This is a genomic window from Dermacoccus sp. UBA1591, assembly GCF_002322065.1.
In the GTDB taxonomy this organism is placed as follows: Bacteria; Actinomycetota; Actinomycetes; order Actinomycetales; family Dermatophilaceae; genus Dermacoccus; species Dermacoccus nishinomiyaensis.
In genome coordinates, this window is the sequence record NZ_DCNR01000119.1 from 1 (window position 1) to 17,683 (window position 17,683).

General features: G+C 69.0%; 14 protein-coding genes and 3 tRNA genes. 14 read left to right on the forward strand and 3 right to left on the reverse strand.

Annotated features, from left to right (window positions below):
• Nucleotides 1-67: 67 nt before the first annotated feature.
• Nucleotides 68-143 (reverse strand) — tRNA-Lys (locus tag B2284_RS13620).
• A gap of 174 nt (nt 144-317) precedes the next feature.
• Between B2284_RS13620 and B2284_RS13625 the strand changes: the two genes are divergently transcribed.
• The 11 genes from B2284_RS13625 to ettA all read left to right on the forward strand — a co-directional run bounded on the left by B2284_RS13625 (nt 318) and on the right by ettA (nt 12,820).
• Complete coding sequence (locus tag B2284_RS13625; RefSeq protein WP_083607311.1) at nt 318-1,910, forward strand: YihY/virulence factor BrkB family protein; 1,593 nt, start codon at nt 318-320, stop codon at nt 1,908-1,910.
• A gap of 99 nt (nt 1,911-2,009) precedes the next feature.
• Nucleotides 2,010-2,639 (forward strand): oligoribonuclease, encoded by a 630-nt coding sequence (orn, locus tag B2284_RS13630; protein WP_062258050.1) that lies wholly within the window; start codon nt 2,010-2,012, stop codon nt 2,637-2,639.
• Between the two features lie 88 nt (nt 2,640-2,727).
• A tRNA-His gene (locus B2284_RS13635) sits at nt 2,728-2,803 on the forward strand.
• A gap of 59 nt (nt 2,804-2,862) precedes the next feature.
• Nucleotides 2,863-2,936: transfer RNA gene (locus B2284_RS13640), tRNA-Arg, on the forward strand.
• Between the two features lie 275 nt (nt 2,937-3,211).
• Nucleotides 3,212-4,081, forward strand: coding sequence for an iron uptake transporter permease EfeU (efeU, locus tag B2284_RS13645; RefSeq protein WP_131940775.1), 870 nt, complete (start codon nt 3,212-3,214; stop codon nt 4,079-4,081).
• The gene (efeO, locus tag B2284_RS13650; RefSeq protein WP_136788457.1) at nt 4,078-5,256 is read left to right on the forward strand and encodes an iron uptake system protein EfeO; all 1,179 of its coding nucleotides are present in this window, start codon (nt 4,078-4,080) and stop codon (nt 5,254-5,256) included. Before efeU ends, efeO begins: the two co-directional genes overlap by 4 nt.
• Nucleotides 5,257-5,365: 109 nt before the next feature.
• Nucleotides 5,366-6,637 (forward strand): iron uptake transporter deferrochelatase/peroxidase subunit, encoded by a 1,272-nt coding sequence (gene efeB, locus B2284_RS13655; RefSeq protein ID WP_050786543.1) that lies wholly within the window; start codon nt 5,366-5,368, stop codon nt 6,635-6,637.
• Between the two features lie 186 nt (nt 6,638-6,823).
• Entirely contained in the window at nt 6,824-8,539 is a 1,716-nt protein-coding gene (locus B2284_RS13660) for a dynamin family protein (protein WP_136788458.1), read from the forward strand.
• A complete protein-coding gene (locus B2284_RS13665; protein ID WP_006945916.1) occupies nt 8,536-10,209 on the forward strand; it encodes a GTPase family protein in 1,674 nt (557 codons plus the stop codon). The genes B2284_RS13660 and B2284_RS13665 overlap by 4 nt, the downstream gene beginning before the upstream one ends.
• A gap of 306 nt (nt 10,210-10,515) precedes the next feature.
• Complete coding sequence (locus B2284_RS13670) at nt 10,516-11,022, forward strand: single-stranded DNA-binding protein (protein ID WP_006945968.1); 507 nt, start codon at nt 10,516-10,518, stop codon at nt 11,020-11,022.
• Between the two features lie 115 nt (nt 11,023-11,137).
• Nucleotides 11,138-12,820, forward strand: a complete 1,683-nt coding sequence (gene ettA / locus B2284_RS13675) for an energy-dependent translational throttle protein EttA (protein WP_006945958.1) — start codon at nt 11,138-11,140, stop codon at nt 12,818-12,820.
• 525 nt (nt 12,821-13,345) lie between these two features.
• On the opposite strand, the gene B2284_RS13680 is transcribed toward ettA, so the two are convergent.
• Together B2284_RS13680 and B2284_RS13685 are read right to left on the reverse strand one after the other, a co-directional pair.
• The gene (locus B2284_RS13680) at nt 13,346-13,942 is read right to left on the reverse strand and encodes a GNAT family N-acetyltransferase (RefSeq protein ID WP_115296393.1); all 597 of its coding nucleotides are present in this window, start codon (nt 13,940-13,942) and stop codon (nt 13,346-13,348) included.
• 122 nt (nt 13,943-14,064) lie between these two features.
• Nucleotides 14,065-15,036, reverse strand: coding sequence for an acyl-CoA thioesterase (locus tag B2284_RS13685; protein ID WP_006945875.1), 972 nt, complete (start codon nt 15,034-15,036; stop codon nt 14,065-14,067).
• Between the two features lie 102 nt (nt 15,037-15,138).
• On the opposite strand from B2284_RS13685, the gene B2284_RS13690 reads away from it, so the two are divergent.
• The 3 genes from B2284_RS13690 (at nt 15,139) to B2284_RS13700 (ending at nt 17,633) form a co-directional block, all read left to right on the forward strand.
• On the forward strand, nt 15,139-15,618 hold the full coding sequence (locus B2284_RS13690) for an acyl-CoA thioesterase (protein ID WP_038567517.1): 480 nt from the start codon (nt 15,139-15,141) through the stop codon (nt 15,616-15,618).
• Complete coding sequence (locus tag B2284_RS13695; RefSeq protein WP_115296392.1) at nt 15,615-16,328, forward strand: DUF8185 domain-containing protein; 714 nt, start codon at nt 15,615-15,617, stop codon at nt 16,326-16,328. Before B2284_RS13690 ends, B2284_RS13695 begins: the two co-directional genes overlap by 4 nt.
• Nucleotides 16,329-16,601: 273 nt before the next feature.
• A complete protein-coding gene (locus B2284_RS13700; RefSeq protein ID WP_240742501.1) occupies nt 16,602-17,633 on the forward strand; it encodes a Gfo/Idh/MocA family protein in 1,032 nt (343 codons plus the stop codon).
• The last annotated feature ends 50 nt before the right edge of the window (nt 17,634-17,683 follow it).

The following is a 17,683-nucleotide window of genomic DNA, read 5'->3' on the forward strand; positions in this document are numbered from 1 at the left end:
ACGTGTTCACCGGCCCTTCGACACCGCGGCGCCGACGTCGAACGTCGTTCGGCTGTAACGGCTTTTCTGGTGCGCCAACAGGGACTCGAACCCCGAACCCGCTGATTAAGAGTCAGCTGCTCTGCCAATTGAGCTATTGGCGCAACGAGAAAGAACTATAGACGACAGCGGCACTTCGGGCCAACTTCGAGCCGCGCCTCGCGTGCGGCGCAACACGATACGCCTCCGACGCGCCCAGCGGGGGATGGGACGCGGCGCGATCGGGGCGATAGATTCGAGACAGAACAGTTCTGACCACAACACACCGGAGACGACTCATGACGAGCCTTCCTGAAGCCGGAGTGGAGCGCCCGTACGGCGATCCGCCGAAGCTCGACGCCAAACCCGACTACAAGGTCGCGTTCAAGCGCGCTGCGGCCAAGTTCTCGCAGGACCAGTGCACCGACTTGGCCGCGTCGCTCACCTACTACTCGGTGCAGGCGATGTTCCCCGCCATCATTGCGGCGGTCTCGACGATCGGGCTGTTCGGCAACGGGCAGAAGACGACGGACAGCGTCATCGAAGCCATCGCGGAGATCGTCGGCAAGAACAAGGACGACATCCCCGAGGGGTTCACGACCTTCATCAACAACTTGCAGGGCGGCGGCGCCGGCCTCGCCTTCATCCTCGGCATCCTGCTGTCGCTGTGGTCGGCGTCGGGCTACGTCAACGCCTTCTCGCGCATGAGCAACCGTATCTACGACGTTGCCGAGGGCCGCCCCGTCTTCAAGCTGCGGCTGTGGCTCTACTTCGTGACGATCGTGGCGTTCGTCCTCGCGATCCTCGCCGCGTTCTCGCTCGTCGTCTCGGGTGGCATCGCGGAGCAGATCTTCGACTCCGTCGGTCTCGGCACGCAGGCTGCGACGGTGTGGGACTGGGCGAAGGTGCCGTTCGTCATCGTCGTCGTCATCTTCATCATCTCGCTGCTGTTCTGGGGTACGCCGAACGTGAAGCGTCCCTTCAAGCAGGCGATGTTCAACCCGGGCGCCGTCCTCGCGTTCGTGATCTGGGCGATCGGGACGATCGCCTTCGCCTGGTACGTGTCCAACATGGGCAACTACGGCAAGACGTACGGCCCGATGGCGACGCCGATCATCCTGCTGCTGTGGCTGTGGATCACGAACCTCGCCATGCTCTTCGGTGCGGAGTTCGACTCCGAGACGTTGCGCACGCGCCAGTTGAAGACCGGCTACCCGGCCGAAGAGCTCATCCTCCTGCCCGTGCGTGATGAGAAGGGCATCGACAAGAAGGCAGAGAAGTACGACGCGCTCGTCGAGCAGGCCCACCCCCTGCGCCTGTCGTCCGGCGTGCCGGACGAGGCCGTCCGCACGATGCTGCCCGAGGCTCCCAAGGAGCGTTCCGACGAGCGCACGATGGCCGCTCAGGCCGGCTCGAGCGAGAAGCGTCCGACGCGTCCGCAGTCGAAGACGCAGGAAGCGGCTCCGGCGCTCGCCGCGGCCACGAAGGACGAGGCCCCCGACCTCGCGGACGGCTCCGGCGTCTCACGCGCGGACGGCGTGACGCGTCGTCGCGCCACGGACGACGCCGCGGAGCGCGAGGCGGCGGAGATCGCCGAGGCGCGCGAGGTGCGTCGCCGTCGTGCGCTCGCCGAGAGCCGCCACAAGCGTGAGGAGCGGGAGCGTCGTGACGCGCAGCGTCACAAGGTCGAGGCCGAGCAGAAGAAGGCGGAGGCCGAGCGCGCGAAGGAGCGCAAGAAGGCCGAGGCCGAGCGTCCGCTCGAGGAGAAGTGGGCCGAGGTCGAGAATGCCCGCAACCGCTACGAGCACCCGAACACGCGCGAGTACCGCGCCGTGACGGCGGAGCGCGAGGAGCGCCGTCGCCGTTGGTTCTCGAACACCACGGCGAACTGAGCACCTGTTCAGCGCGATTCGCCGCCGTGACGTTGCCGCCCCACCCCGCCGAGCGCGGGGTGGGGCGGCATCGTCATGGCGGGGGCGAGGCTCGCTAGGATGTTCGCCGTGACTGACAACGACCGCGCCCACACCGACCGCATCGTCTGGATCGACTGCGAGATGACGGGCCTCGACCTGGAGAACGACGCCCTCATCGAGGTAGCCGCGCTCGTCACCGACTTCGAGCTGAACCAGCTGGGTGACGGCGTCGACGTCGTCATCAAGCCCGAGCCGGCAGCCCTCGAGCAGATGGGTGACTTTGTGCGCGACATGCACACCAGGTCCGGGCTGCTCGCCGAGCTCGACGAAGGGGTCAGCATGGAGGAAGCGCAGGCGCTCGTGCTCGAGTACGTCATGCAGCATGCGCCCGAGGCGGGGAAGGCGCCGCTCGGTGGCAACACGGTCTCGACCGACCGCGGCTTCCTCGAGCGCGACATGCCGCAGCTCGCGGGGCACCTGCACTACCGCACGATCGACGTGTCGTCGATCAAGGAACTTTCGCGGCGTTGGTACCCCCGCGCCTACTTCAACGCGCCCGCCAAGCACGGCGGCCACCGCGCCCTCGCCGACATCCGCGAGTCGATCGCGGAGCTGCGTTACTATCGCGAGGCTGTCTTCGTGCCCGCTCCCGGCCCGACGTCGAACGAGGCGCAGGTCATCGCCAAGCGCTACGAGGTTGGCCCCTGACGCCGGACGCGTCCCTGATTGGGCGCGGCGGCCCTGTTTCGGGTATATTCGTCCGCGCTGCCTGACACGGTGACGTGGACGGCGCATGGTGGGTATAGCTCAGCAGGTAGAGCACCTGGTTGTGGTCCAGGATGTCGCGGGTTCAAGTCCCGTTACTCACCCCAAGCAAGTGGCCCCCAGAGCGATCTGGGGGTTTTCTTGTTTACCCGCTCTCGGCGGGTGAGTCCCTGTAGCTCAGCTGGATAGAGCAAGAGCCTTCTAATCTCTAGGTCGCGAGTTCGAATCTCGCCGGGGGCACCGAAGCGGCTCGACCGCGGCGTGCGCTGCGCTGCCGTGCTAAGGCGACGCCATGTCGTCGCGCGCCGATGTCACGCCCATGTCTCGCTCATGACGCCCCTGCTCCGCGCGCTGAGCCGCCCGCCTCCGCCACATCGGGGTCGTGGGCCCCACATCACCTCCTCGCGACGCGAATCACGTCACATCACCATGCCCTCATGCACCCCGATGCACTCTCAGACTCCTCCATGCTTTAGGTTTGCCTTACCTAAACGTTTGGCTGTGAGGAGTGCGTGGTGTTCGGCAACTATCTGGTCGGGCTTCGAGAGGGGCTGGAGGCGTCCCTCGTCGTCGTCATCCTCGTGGCCTACCTGGTGAAGTCGGGTCGGCGCCACCTGCTCGGGCGCATCTGGCTCGGCGTCGCCGCCGCCATCGCGATCTCCCTCGCCTTCGGCGCCGCCCTCACGTACGGACCCCGCGGCCTGACGTTCGAGGCCCAGGAGGCAATCGGTGGCACGCTGTCGATCGTCGCCGTCGGCTTCGTCACCTGGATGATCTTCTGGATGGCACGCTCCGCCCGCAGCCTGTCGGGCGATCTGAAGAGCCACGTCGACCGCGCCGCGGACGCCTCGCGCGCCTCCCTCGTCGTCGTGGCGATGCTCGCCGTCGGCCGTGAGGGCCTCGAGACGGCCCTGTTCCTGTGGGCAGCCACGCAGGCTGCGAGCTCGGGGGAGGGCTCGTCGAGCGCGCCGCTCATCGGCGCCGGGCTCGGCCTGTTGACGGCCGTCGTCATCGCCTGCCTCCTCTACCGCGGTGCGCTGTCGCTCAACCTGTCGAAGTTCTTCACCTGGACCGGCGGCTTCCTCATCTTCGTCGCGGCCGGCGTCCTCGCGTACGGCGTGCACGACCTGCAGGAGAGCGGTGTGCTGCCGGGCCTCAACTCCCTCGCGTTCGACGTCAGCGCACAGATCCCGCCGTCGTCGTGGATCGGCACGCTGCTCAAGGGGACGTTCAACTTCTCACCGGCGACGACGTGGTTCGAGCTCGCCGTCTGGGTTGCCTACATCGCGATCGTCCTGCCGATGTTCATCGTGCGCGTGCGCGCACCCCACCCCCCGAAGGCCTCGGGCTCCGCCGTGGCCACGAAGCAGAAGGCAACAGCATGATTCTCCCCACCCGCACCGCACGGGCATTCGCGTTCACCAGCATCGCCGGCTTGGCGCTCACCGGGTGCACGAGCAACTCGAAGGATTCCAAGGGCGACGGCAAGCTGACGGTCTCCTCCACGGCGAGCGAGTGCAAGGTCTCGGCCTCGGAGGCGCCCTCGGGCACCCTGTCGTTCAGCGTCAAGAACGACGGCGACAAGGTCACCGAGTTCTACCTGCTCGGTTCGGACCGCCTCCGCATCGTCGGCGAGGTCGAGAACATCGCACCGGGCCTGACGCGTGAACTCGTCGTCAAGGCCGCGCCGGGCACGTACTACACGGCCTGCAAGCCGGGCATGGTCGGCAAGGGCATCCAGTCGAAGTTCACCGTCACCGACTCGGGCGCCGACCTCACACCGACGGGGGCCGACAAGGCGCTCGTCGACGAGGCCGACAAGCAGTACCAGGCCTACGTCAAGGATCAGGCGACGCAGCTGAGCGCGCAGACGACGACGTTCGTCAACCTCTACAAGAGCGGCAAGGACGCCGAGGCGCGCGCCCTGTACGCGAAGGCGCGCCTGCACTGGGAGCGCGTCGAGCCCGTCGCCGAGTCGTTCGGTGACCTCGACCCCAAGATGGACCTGCGCGAGGCCGACCTCGAGAAGGGCCAGGAGTGGACCGGCTGGCACCGGATCGAGAAGGATCTGTGGCCGCCGAAGTCGGGCTACACCGCGATGAGCAAGACCGAGCGCAACAAGATCGCCGACCAGCTCCTCAGCGATACCAAGACGTTCGAGACGCGCACCAAGACGACGACGTTCACCGCCGACAAGATCGCCAACGGCGCGAAGTCCCTCATGGACGAGGTCGCCACGGGCAAGGTCACCGGCGAGGAGGAGATCTGGTCGCACACCGACCTCTACGACTTCCAGGGAAACGTCGACGGCGCACGCATCGCGTGGGAGAACCTGCGTCCGCTGCTCAAGAAGAAGGACGCGAAGCTCGACACGTCGATCGCGACGAAGTTCGCGGCGCTGCAGAAGCTGCTCGACAAGCACCGCGTCTCCGGTTCCGGGGACGACGCCGTCTTCAAGAGCTACGACAAGCTGTCGAAGGCCGAGGTCAAGGAACTCTCCGACGCGGTCAACGCGCTCAGCGAACCGCTGTCGAAGCTGACGGCGACCGTCACGTCCTGACACCGGCGTCGAGGCGCCCTACCCTGGGTGGGGCGCTTCGACGGTGGTCGTCACGACGATCGCAGCGACCGGATCCGCGTCAGGGCGGATCGACACGACGTGCAGAAGGATGGGTGAAGTGACGCAGCTGTCGCGCCGCGGGATGTTCGGTGTCGCAGGAGGCGGCGCAGCCGCAGGGCTGGCGGGTTTCGCCGGGGGGTGGGGTGCCTCTCAGGCTTCCGCGAACCCGGCTCCCGACGCCTCGGCGCGCACCTACCCGTTCTTCGGCGCCCACCAGAGCGGCATCGTCACCCCGGCACAGGACCGGCTCTACTTCGCCGCGTTCGACGTCACCGCGAGCACCCGAGACGACCTCGAGACGCTCCTACGCGCCTGGAGTTCCGCCGCCGAACGCATGATGCGCGGGCTGCCGGCGTCGGACGAGGTGACGTCCTACGATGCCCCCCCGGCCGACACGGGTGAGGCCGACGGGCTCGGCGCGGCCGGCCTGACGATCACGTTCGGCTTCGGCCCCACCTTGTTCCGCACGAGCGACGGCAAGGATCGTTTCGGCCTCGCGAAGAAGCAGCCGAAGGAACTGCGCGAGCTGCCGCACTTCCCGGCCGACAAGCTCGACCCGCATCGAAGCGGCGGTGACCTCTGCGTCCAGGCCTGCGCCGACGACCCGCAGATCGCCGTCCACGCCATCCGCAACCTCACCCGCATCGCCTTCGGCCTCGCCGCGCTGCGCTGGGCGCAGCTCGGCTTCGGGCGCACCAGCTCGACGTCGACGGCGCAGGCGACGCCGCGCAACCTGTTCGGGTTCAAGGACGGCACGGCCAACATCAAGGCCGAGTCGCAGGACGTCGTCGACGAGCACGTGTGGGTCTCGAAGGGCGACGATGCCGCAGCCGACTGGATGGCCGGCGGCTCGTATCTCGTGGCGCGCCGCATCACGATGCACCTCGAGACGTGGGATCGCACGAGCCTGCGCGAGCAAGAGACCCTCATCGGCCGCGACCGCGCCGAAGGAGCGCCGCTGTCGGGCGGCAAGGAGTTCGACGAACCACGCTTCGACGTCACCGGCCGCGAGAACAAGCCCCTCATCGCCAAGAACTCACACGTCTTCCTCGCCCACCCGAAGAACAACAAGGGCGTCCAGATGCTGCGGCGCGGCTACAACTTCACCGACGGCAACGACGCGCTCGGTCGCCTCGACGCGGGTCTGTTCTTCCTCGCGTACGTGCGCCGCCCGTCGACGCAGTACATCCCGATGCAGATGCGCATGTCCCGCGAGGATGCCCTCATGGAATACCTGCAGCACACCGGATCCGGGCTGTTCGCCATTCCGCCGGGCGCGCGCGACGGTTCCTACGTCGGGCAGACGCTGCTCGAGGGCTGACGGCGCGGCGACGCTCGAAGCGCTACGACGCTCAAAGGCGACGACGCTCGGAGGTAGCAGCGCGCGAGATGGCGACGTGGTCGGCAGGGCATCAGGCGTCGATGCCACAGCGCCGTCATGACATCCGGGAACGGTCGATGCGCCGAGCGAGTTGAGCCGCACGCGCGCACCGGCAAGACTGACAGGGTGAACGAACCCTTCAACGCCGCCCGGCTGCACGCAGCAGTCGGTGAGCTGCGCGCCGCCGTCGCGGCCAACGTCCTCCCGTTCGAGACGGCTCACGCGGCGGTCGCTCGGCGCTCGCAGCACGAGCTCGTCGCGCAACTCGACGACTACGTCATGCCCCGCCTCGAATCGCTCGACGCGCCGCTGCTCGCCGTCATCGGTGGATCGACGGGTGCGGGCAAGTCGACGCTCGTCAACTCGATCGTGCGCGAGCAGGTGACGCGCTCGGGTGTCCTGCGCCCGACGACGCGCGCGTCGGTTCTCATCCACCACCCGAGCGACACGCACTGGTTCATCGACGAGCGGGTGCTGCCCGGCCTGTCACGCCTGACCGGCAGTGCGAGGCAGGGTGACGACCCGTCGTCGCTGCGGCTCGTCGCGTCGGCGTCCGTGCCGCGCGGACTGGCGCTGCTCGACGCTCCCGACATCGACTCCGTCGTCTCCGCGAACCGCGACCTGGCCCGACAGCTGCTGTCGGCCGCCGACCTGTGGCTGTTCGTCACGACCGCGGTGCGCTACGCCGACGCGGTGCCGTGGGAGATGCTCGAGCAGGCCACGGAGCGCGGGACGTCCGTCGCCGTCGTCCTCGACCGGGTGCCGCGCGAGGCGATCGACGAGGTGCAGGCCGACCTCGCGCGCATGCTCGCCGCGCAGGGGCTGGGCCGTGCGCCGGTGTTCGCGGTCGCCGAATCGCCGCTCGACGACTTCGGCATGCTGCCGCAGGCCGAAGTCGCGCGCATCACCGAGTGGCTCAACTCGCTCGCGAGTGACGCGATGTCGCGGCAGGCCGTCATCCGCCGCACCCTCGACGGCGCCCTCGACTCGCTGGCGCCGCGCGCACGGGCGAGCGTCGCGGCGGCGCGGGCCCAGGAGGACGCCCACGCCCGGCTGAGTGACGTGGCCCACGAGGCCTATCGCGAGCACCTGCAGGAGGTGGCCGAAGGTCTTGAGGACGGCACGCTGCTGCGCGGCGAGGTGCTCGCGCGGTGGCAGGAGTTCGTCGGCACGGGTGAGCTGTTCAAGCAGTTCGAGGCCGGCGTCAGCCGCCTGCGCGACCGCGTCTCCGCTCTGTTCACCGCGCGGACGGAGAAGGCCGCACCCGCGAGGGATCTGGGGGAGGCGCTGCAGTCCGGGGTGGCGCAGCTGGTCACCTCACACGCTGAATCGGCAGCTCTCGACGCCGGCCGCGGTTGGCGCCTCGACGACGCGGGCAAACCGCTCGTGGCGCGTCACCCCGAGCTGACCTCAGCCAGTCCGCAGGTGGCCGACCACATCGAGCGGCTCGTGCGCGACTGGCAGGGCGACGTGCTCGAGCTCGTCCGCTCCGAAGCCGGTGAGAAGCGCTCGACGGCGCGTTTTCTCGCGTTCGGCGTCAACGGCATCGCCGTGCTGCTCATGATCGTGACGTTCGCCTCGACCGGCGGCCTGACGGGCGCTGAGGTCGGCATCTCCGCCGGCTCGTCCGTGCTCGCGCAGCGCCTGCTCGAGGCGATCTTCGGCGACCAGGCCGTCCGCTCGCTCGCCAAGGCGGCCCGCGGTCTGCTCATCGAGCGCGTCGAGGCGCTCTTCGCCGCCGAGGAACGTCGCTACCACGCTGCGCTCGGTGAGGTGGCTTTGCCGAAGCAGGCGGCGGCTCGCATCGAGACGGCGCTCACCCACGTCGAGGAGGCGCGATGAGCTGGAAGCCGTTCGGACGCGAGCGGCGCGAACGCGCCGAGGTCGTCGCCCCCATCACGCGCGAGGAGGTCGACGGCCGCGCCGCTGCGCTGCAACGCGCGCTGACGCTCGGTGGGCCCGCCTTGCCCGCGGACGATGTCGCCGTCGCCCGCAAGCTGCTGGCGCGTGTCGCCGAGCGCTCACGGATCGGCGGTGACCACACCGTCGTCGCGCTCGCCGGGGCGACCGGCTCCGGCAAGTCGAGCCTGTTCAACGCGCTCGTCGGTGAGCCCGTCTCGCGGGTGGGCGCGCGCCGCCCGACGACGTCACGGGCCGCCGCGGCGGTCTGGGGTAAGAGCGTTCCGAGCGAGTTGCTCGACTGGCTCGACGTGCCTTCACGCCATCAGGTGCAGGCCGCGATGCCACGTCATGCCGAGCTCGACGGCCTCGTCCTGCTCGACCTTCCCGACTTCGACTCCCGTGTGCGTGAGCACCGTGCGGAGGCCGATCGCGTGCTCGAGCTGTGCGATCTGTTCGTGTGGGTCACCGACCCGCAGAAGTACGCCGACGCGGTGCTTCACGAGCAGTACGTCCGCCAGCTCGCGGTCGCGAAGGCGACGTCGATCGTCGTGCTCAACCAGGCCGATCGGTTGACGCCGGAGGGGGCCGACAGCTGCCTCGCCGACCTGAGTCGCCTCCTCGTCGAGGACGGGCTGACGGACGCGCTCGTGCTGCCCACCTCGACGGTCGTCGACGGCGGTGTGACGACCCTCGTGGACGCTCTCGCGGACGTCGTGCAGGCCAAGAATGCCGCCGATCGGCGCCTCGCGGGCGATCTGCGGCATCAGGCCCAGCGGCTCAGCTCGCACGTCGGAGCGGTGCGCGAGCATCGCACGAGTGGGACGAACGCCGAGCTCGTCTCCGCCCTCGCGCAGTCGGCCGGTGTGGGGGTGGTGCTCGACGCCGTCGAGCGCGACTACCGCACAGAGGCGGCACGGCGCACCGGATGGCCGTTCACGCGATGGTCGCAGAAGCTCAAGGCGCGGCCGCTCGCGCGGCTCGGGCTCGACAAGCAGGTGTCCGACGGTATGAGCCGCGGTGATCGGCGCGTCGTGCTCGGCAAGTCGTCGCTGCCTCCCGCGACGCCGGCCGCGCGCGCTGCGGTCGACCTCGCGACGAGGCGTCTCGGGGAGAAGGCTGCGGACGGCCTGCCGGACCCCTGGGCAGACGAGGTGCGCAGCGCCGCGACGGGGCGTGACGGCGCCATGGCCGACGCGCTCGACCAGGCCGTGCTGCGCACGCCGTTGCGCGGACGCTTCCCGGGTTGGTGGGCCGCGGCGTCGGCGCTGCAGTGGGCCTTCGCCGGTGTCGCGCTGGCCGGGGCCGCGTGGTTGATCGTGCTCGCGTTGCTCGGCACGATGCAGATCCACGTGGGCGTCCCGACGATGGCGGGTGATTGGCTGCCCATCCCGCTCGTCATGCTCGCCGGCGGGTTGCTCGCGGGGTTGTTGCTCACGGTCCTCACGCGGACCCTCGCTCGGACGGGAGCCCGACGCGCACGTCAGGATGCGCAGGAGCGCCTCGACGAGGCCATCGCGCAGGTGGCGTCGGAGCGCATCATCGCGCCCGTCGAGGCGGTCGTGAGGCGCCACGACGACACGGCACGGGCGCTCGCGGAGGCGTCTGCCTGAGCCGCGGGCGATGGTTGCGGTGCTGGTGGGTGGGGGCTCTGCGGACGGTACGGCCGTGGGTCAGGCGCGGGGGTGACGTGGTTCGGCTCCGGGCTGGGGATGGTGACGCTGCGTCGCGGCCGTCCCCAGGCGAGCCGTGCCAGCTGTGAATCTGCCCTCCCAGGCAGCGCACGGGAGGGCCTATCCACAGCATCGGTGACGGTGGGACGCGCGGGGCGGACGAACCTGCCTAGCGTCGGGATCACGACCGGCCGAGGTGGCCGGCGCGATGCCTGACGCGGCCGCGGCCGCAGTGGAGGAACCACCATGAACGAGGTAGCGATCGACATCAGCGGCACCGTCGTCACCGACCCGGTGCTGCGCCAGACGAAGACAGGGGATGCGTTCCTCACGTTCCGGATGGCGGTCAACGAACGCCGCTGGAACGCGCAGGAGAACACGTGGAGCGACGGTGCGTCGCAGTTCTTCAGCGTGACGGCGTTCCGCACGCTCGCGGGCAACGCTTATCACTCGCTCGCGAAGGGTCAGCACGTCATGGTCTCGGGTCGGCTGCGGCTCAGTCAGTACGTCGCGCAGGACGGCTCGCAGCGCATGAGCGTGCAGATCGACGCGCACGACATCGGCGCCTCCCACAAGTTCGGGCAGACGTCGTTCACGAAGTGCTCCGACCCCGTCATCCCGAGCTCCGACCGCCTCGCCGACGACATCGTCACGGAGGTGACGCGCACGGTGGAGAACGAGCAGTTCGGCCGCAGCGAACCCGCGTCCGACGAGGAAGCCACCGAGGGGCGCCGCGCGCTCGTCGACGCCTGAGACGGCGAGGCCGGCCGGGCGGTGAGCACGTCACCGCCCGGCCGGGCGGACGTCGGGCCCCGCACGCGCCGCGGAAAGTCGCGTCGAACGGCTTGCAACCGATAGCCTCGGGCGCATGGCTGAGTTCATCTACACCATGACCAAGGCGCGCAAGGCCGTTGGCGACAAGGTGATCCTCGACGACGTGTCGATGTCGTTCTACCCCGGCGCCAAGATCGGCGTCGTCGGACCCAACGGCGCCGGCAAGTCCACCATCCTCAAGATCATGGCGGGGCTCGACCAGCCCAGCAACGGCGAGGCACGCCTGTCCCCGGGCTACAGCGTCGGCATCCTGCTGCAGGAGCCACCGCTCAACGAGGAGAAGGACGTGCGCGGCAACGTCGAGGAAGGCCTCGGCCAGATCAAGGTCGACCTCGACCGGTTCAACGAGATCTCCGCCGAGATGGGCGAACCCGACGCCGACTTCGACGCCCTCATGGAGGAGATGGGCAAGCTCCAGGAGAAGATCGACGCGGCCGATGCGTGGGACATCGACTCCCAGCTCGAGCAGGCCATGGACGCCCTGCGCTGCCCGCCCGGTGACGCCGATGTCTCCGTCCTCTCCGGTGGTGAGAAGCGCCGCGTCGCGTTGTGCAAGCTGCTGCTGCAGAAGCCCGACCTGCTCCTGCTCGACGAGCCCACCAACCACCTCGACGCCGAATCCGTCCTCTGGCTCGAACAGCACCTTGCGAGCTACCCGGGCGCTGTCCTCGCCGTCACCCACGACAGGTACTTCCTCGACAACATCGCCGGCTGGATCTGCGAGGTCGACCGCGGTCGTCTCTACCCGTACGAAGGCAACTACTCGACGTACCTCGAGAAGAAGCAGGAGCGCCTCACCGTCCAGGGCAAGAAGGACGCGAAGCTTGCCAAGCGCCTCAAGGAAGAACTCGAGTGGGTCCGCTCCAACGCCAAGGCCCGCCAGACGAAGTCGAAGGCACGCCTCGCGCGCTACGAGGAGATGGCCGCCGAAGCCGAGCGCACCCGCAAGCTCGACTTCGAGGAGATCCAGATCCCGCCGGGCCCGCGCCTCGGCGCGCAGGTCATCGAGGTCAACGACCTGAAGAAGGGCTTCGGCGACCGCGTCCTCATCGACGGGCTGTCGTTCACGCTGCCGCGCAACGGCATCGTCGGCGTCATCGGCCCCAACGGCGTCGGCAAGACGACCCTGTTCAAGACGATCGTCGGCTTCGAAGAGCCAGACGCCGGCACCGTGAAGATCGGTGAGACGGTCAACATCAGCTACGTCGACCAGAACCGCGCCGGCATCGACCCCGAATCGACTCTGTTCGAGGTCGTCTCCGAAGGAAACGACCACATCCAGGTCGGCCAGGTCGAGATCCCCGCACGCGCCTACGTCTCGCAGTTCGGGTTCAAGGGCCCCGACCAGCAGAAGAAGGCCGGCGTCCTGTCCGGCGGTGAACGCAACCGCCTCAACCTCGCCCTCACCCTCAAGCAGGGCGGCAACCTGCTGCTGCTCGACGAACCGACCAACGACCTCGACGTCGAAACCCTCGGATCCCTCGAGAACGCGCTGCTCAGCTTCCCCGGCTGCGCTGTCGTCATCAGCCACGACCGCTGGTTCCTCGACCGCGTCGCGACGCACATCCTCGCCTACGAAGGCACCGACGAGAACCCCGCCGCGTGGTACTGGTTCGAAGGAAACTTCGACGCCTACGAGAAGAACAAGATCGAACGCCTCGGCGCCGAAGCAGCACGCCCCCACCGCGTCACACACCGCCGGCTCACCCGCGACTGAGGATCAAGCGCGCGAAGGTAGGACCGCAGCGAAGCGAGGATCCTGCCGCAGCAAGCGCTGACGAAGTCGCGGAAAGGACACGCGACTGAGGATCAAGCGCGCGAAGGTAGGACCGCAGCGAAGTGAGGATCCTGCCGCAGCAAGCGCTGACGAAGTCGCGGTAAGGACACGCGACTGATACTCCCTCGACCCGTCTTCCGGGCGGCGCGGATCCTGAGCTCGCGGGCTCGCCCAGGAGCGCCGCGCCACCTCGGTGCGACAGGCCTTCGGGCTGGATGACAGCAACGCCTCTCACTCACACCTCGCACGCTCGGTGTTCGTGAGGGGCGTTGCTGTCATCCAGAGTCCATGGTGCGCCGGGTCACTGTCCGCTGTCCCTGCGTCGTGAGGTGGGGGACGGATTGGGCTCGGGGAAGGGCTGCGTCATGACGCGTGCTCGTGGTGCCGCCGCGACGTCAGAGCCGGCCGGCATCGCCGGCGCAGTCAGTGCCGCGGTCTGGGGATCCGGACCGTCGGGCTGACGGGTCAGCGCCGTTTCGCGAGGCGCGCCTCGAGAGAAGCCTTCGAGGCCGGCCACTCGTGCGCAAGGATCGAATAGACAACCTTGTCGCCCAATGCGCCGTTGCCCTCGCGACGATCGGCGCGCAACACGCCGTCGCGCCTGGCGCCGAGACGCTCGATCGCGGCCTGTGACTGCTGGTTCATCCAGCTCGTCTCGTACCGCACACACTCGACCCCGATCGTCTCGAAGGCGTACGTCATGAGCAACAACTTGCTCTCCGCGTTCGTGCCCGTGCCGTGCGTGGACGCGCGATTCCACGTGTAGCCGATCGACACGCGCGGCACCGCGTCGACGATGTCGTAGAACGTCGTGCACCCCAACACCTGCTCGTCCGCCAGCCGCACCGCGACGAACGGCACCATGAACCCCGACTCGCGCCATGCGAGGCGCTGCTCGATCATCGCGCGAACACCGTCAGCGCGCGGAACGCTCGTGTACCAGCGCGTCCACATCTCGCCGTCGTTGACGGCGTCCACGAGGCCGTCATGATGCTCGAGCGTCAAGGGCTCCAACCGCACCAAGGACCCGGTCAGCGTGATGTCAGCGTCGAAATCAGTCATGCCCCTCAACGTAGCGCCCATGCGTCGCAGCCCGACGGATGTGACCAAGAATCGCGGATAGGCACGAACATCGCAGATGGGGACGGGAATCGCAGTCGTGCAGGGGATGGCGGTACGCGAGGTCAGGGGCGGGGGGCGTCCTTGAGGCGCATCATGCCCTCCTGCGCGACGGTGGCGACGAGGGTGCCGTCCTCGGTGAACATGCGCCCCACGCCGAGGCCGCGCCCACCCGACGTCGAGGGTGATTCCTGCGCGAACAGGATCCACTGCGTCAGATCCACGGGTCGGTGGAACCACATCGCGTGATCGAGGCTCGCAGCGCGGTAGCCGGGTGACGACCAGGCGATGCCGTTGGCGCGCATCGCCGCCTCGAGCATCGAGTAGTCGGAGGCGTACGCGAGGATCGCAGCGCTGAGCAGCGGGTCGTTCGGCACCTCACGCAGTGTGCGCATCCACAGGTTCTGGAACGGCTGACGTTCGTCCGCCGGCGCGAGATAGAGCCCGCCCTCGACGTGTCGAACGTCGACAGCGCGTCCGCGCGCCCAGTGCTGCGCCATCGGGTGATCGATGTCGCCGACGATGTCCGCGGTCGTGGGCAGCGACTCGGGGGCCGGCACGTCCGGCATCGTCACCTGGTGGTCGATGCCGCCGGCGTCCTCCTGGAAGCTCATGATGACGCTGAGGATCGGCGCGCCGTTCTGGATCGCGTGAACGCGCCGAGCGGAGAACGACCCACCGTCACGTAGTCGCTCGACGGCGAAACGCACCGGCTGCGCAGCGTCCCCCGGGCGCAGGAAGTACCCGTGCAGGGAGTGGATGTGGCGCGGCGCCCCGGGCTTGATCTCACCGACGGTGCGGCCGGCCGCGACGATGCACTGCGCGAGAACCTGCCCGCCGAAGATGCGCCCGTGCGGCTGCGGCTGCGATTCGCCGACGAACAGGTCCGCGGCGCTCTGACCGAGGTCGACGCGGCGCTCACCGTCCTCGTCGAAGGACGCGGAGATCGTTGCACTGCCCACCGGGCGGACGTCGAGGATGTTCAGCAGGTCGCCGACCGGGTCGTCGGACGGTTCGATCGAAACGAGGGAAGTCACGAGGCGAGGCTACCCATGAACGGCGCCTCCCGCGCGCAACCGCGTGACATGACACCGCCGTCGGTTGGTGATCGGGCCTGGGCGCGGGGGATAATGACCGCCATGACCTACGCGCCCGACTATGCCTCCGTCGTGCCCGTTCCGCTGCGGTGGTCGGACATGGACGCCTACGGCCACGTCAACAACGTCCAGTTCCTGCGTCTGCTCGAGGACGCCCGCATCCTCGCGTTCGCGCAGTGGTTCGGTCGTGAGCGTTCCGTCGTCGGCGAAGGCATCATCGTCGCGCGTCACGAGATCGAGTACCGGGCGCCGTTGCTGTTCCGCATCGAGCCGATCGAGGTCGCCATGTGGATCACGCACCTCGGCGGCGCGGCGTACGACGTCGGGTACGAGGTGCGCGACGGGGGGCACGGTTCGACGACGTACGCGCTCGCGGAGACGACGCTCGTCGGTTACGACTTCCAAACCGAGCGGCCGCGCCGGCTCGAGGAGCACGACAAGACACAGCTGCGACGCTTCGTCGGCCCGCCCGTGCCGTTCCGCCACCGCGCTGCCGAGAAGCGCCGCGAGGCCTCGGCGTGAGCGACGGGTTGGAGCTCGCGGACGTCCAGGTCGCCGCAGACCTGACGACGTACGTCGCCCGCGCGCGCACGCTCGACGCCGACGGCGCGATCCGCCTCCAGGCGAGTGGAGCGACGCTCGCCGCGTGGGTCGGCGTGCGCAAGGGCCGCGGACTCATGGGGGAGGGCACCGTCATAGGGTTGCGGGTGCTGCCGCTCGCGCGCGCCGTCGACGAGCCGGTCGACGTCGTCGTCCCATTGGCGGCGGTCGCCGATCGTCTGGCTCGCAGCGGTTCGCCGCGTGGTGCGGTACCGAACGCCGCGCCCGGTGCAAGCCCCCAGGTCGTCGACGAATCCGATGGCGCCTTCACGCTCGAGATCCCGCCGATGACGGTGCGCACGTCCTGGGCTGCTGTCACGCCCCCGCGCAGCGGATGGTCGCCGCTGGCGCGCCTGCCCGTCGACGGTCTCGTGCACGTCGCGCGCGTCGGCATCGAGGAGGTCGCCACCGGAACCCCCGAGGGCGCCGGTGCCGCAGCCGTCGAACAGCTCCGTGAACGCGTCTGGAACCGCCCGATCGAGGGTGATCTCGGCGGCGCCGACGGGTTGCCCACCGGGGCCGCGCTCGGGCTGTACGCGCTCGGATTCGCCGTCGGCGATGTCGCGACGGTGTACGGCACGGCCCGCTGGCATCGCGTCTCGACAGACGTCGGGCACGTTCTCGTGCGCTGATGGCTCGGGGCGCGCGGCGTCGTTGACGCGGGTTTGCGCACCTCAAGGGTGGGCCGCGCGGGCGGGGGATGTCGCTCGTCGCTCGGACCGCGAGCGTGCCGATCGGCTGGGGTGCGCGACGTTGCTGACGCGGGGTGCGCACCTGGCGGCGCGCGTTCGGGTGCGATGCGTCACCGTCGAAATCCTCCGCACCTGAGCGGTCGGGCATCCGGCGCCGTGCACGCGAGCCCGCCGAGCCGAACGAAGGGTGCCTGCGCGGTTATCGTCGTGACCATGACGCACCGTTCACTACCGCAGCCACGCACCCTCGACCCCATCGACGCACCGAGCCTGCGCTGGGGCATCATCGCGCCCGGCGGCATCGCCCGCACGTTCGCGCAAGCGCTCACGGCGCGGACGTCGCAACGCATCGTAGCCGTCGGTTCTCGAAATGTTCAGCGGGCGCAAGAGTTCGTCGACGAATTCGCCTCCGGAGCAACGGCCTACGGATCCTACGGCGAACTCGTTGCTGACGACGACGTCGACGTCGTGTACGTCGCCTCGCCACACAGCGCGCACCGCGACCACGCACTGCTCGCCATCGAGGCGGGCAAGCACGTCCTCGTCGAGAAGGCATTCACGCGCAACGCCGCCGAGGCTCGGGAGGTGCTCGAGGCGGCGGAGCGCGCCGGCGTGTTCGTCATGGAAGCCATGTGGTCGCGCTTCCTGCCGCACTACGACGTGATCCGTCAGGCCATCGACGCCGGCCTCATCGGTGACGTGCGCTGGATCGCCGCTGACCACGGTCAGGCGCTCTACCCGGAGGGGCCCCGGCGCCTGTCCGATCCCGCCCTCGCCGGCGGTGCGCTCCTCGACCTCGGTATCTACCCGCTCAGCTTCGCGGCAATGCTCATGCCGCAGGTCGACGACGTCGTCGCCACCGGCATCCTCACGCCGCAGGGCGTCGACGAATGCGAGACGATCACCCTGCGCGCCGGTGGTTCCATCGCCGGTCTCGGCACGACGATGGCGACGCAGACGCCCAACACCGCCGTAGTCGCCGGCACCGAAGGGCGCCTCGAACTCGACGGGTGGTTCTACTTCCCGACGCAGGTGCGACTCGTCAGCAACGACGGCGAGGTGCTCGACACCTTCGACGGTGCCGACGACCTGCACGCGCTGCACTTCGAGGCCGTCGAGGTGGCCCGCTGCATCAGCGACGGCCGCCGCGAGTCGCCCCTCATGCCACACGCCGAGACGTTGCGCGTCATGGGTCTCATGGACGAGATCCGCCGTCAGCTCGGGGTGGTCTACCCGGGGGAGTGACCGTGCGCCAAGCACGCGTCATGCCAGGACGCACACACGACAGCTCCGGC

What these genes read in the sequence shown, in the direction of transcription:
- ettA (WP_006945958.1), top strand. Translation starts at nt 11,138, where the DNA reads ATGGCTGAGTTCATCTACACCATGACCAAGGCGCGCAAGGCCGTTGGC.
- orn (WP_062258050.1), top strand. Translation starts at nt 2,010, where the DNA reads ATGTTCGCCGTGACTGACAACGACCGCGCCCACACCGACCGCATCGTC.
- efeB (WP_050786543.1), top strand. Translation starts at nt 5,366, where the DNA reads ATGGGTGAAGTGACGCAGCTGTCGCGCCGCGGGATGTTCGGTGTCGCA.
- B2284_RS13625 (WP_083607311.1), top strand. Translation starts at nt 318, where the DNA reads ATGACGAGCCTTCCTGAAGCCGGAGTGGAGCGCCCGTACGGCGATCCG.
- B2284_RS13665 (WP_006945916.1), top strand. Translation starts at nt 8,536, where the DNA reads ATGAGCTGGAAGCCGTTCGGACGCGAGCGGCGCGAACGCGCCGAGGTC.
- B2284_RS13670 (WP_006945968.1), top strand. Translation starts at nt 10,516, where the DNA reads ATGAACGAGGTAGCGATCGACATCAGCGGCACCGTCGTCACCGACCCG.
- efeO (WP_136788457.1), top strand. Translation starts at nt 4,078, where the DNA reads ATGATTCTCCCCACCCGCACCGCACGGGCATTCGCGTTCACCAGCATC.
- B2284_RS13690 (WP_038567517.1), top strand. Translation starts at nt 15,139, where the DNA reads ATGACCTACGCGCCCGACTATGCCTCCGTCGTGCCCGTTCCGCTGCGG.
- B2284_RS13700 (WP_240742501.1), top strand. Translation starts at nt 16,602, where the DNA reads ATGACGCACCGTTCACTACCGCAGCCACGCACCCTCGACCCCATCGAC.
- B2284_RS13680 (WP_115296393.1), bottom strand. Translation starts at nt 13,942, where the DNA reads ATGACTGATTTCGACGCTGACATCACGCTGACCGGGTCCTTGGTGCGG.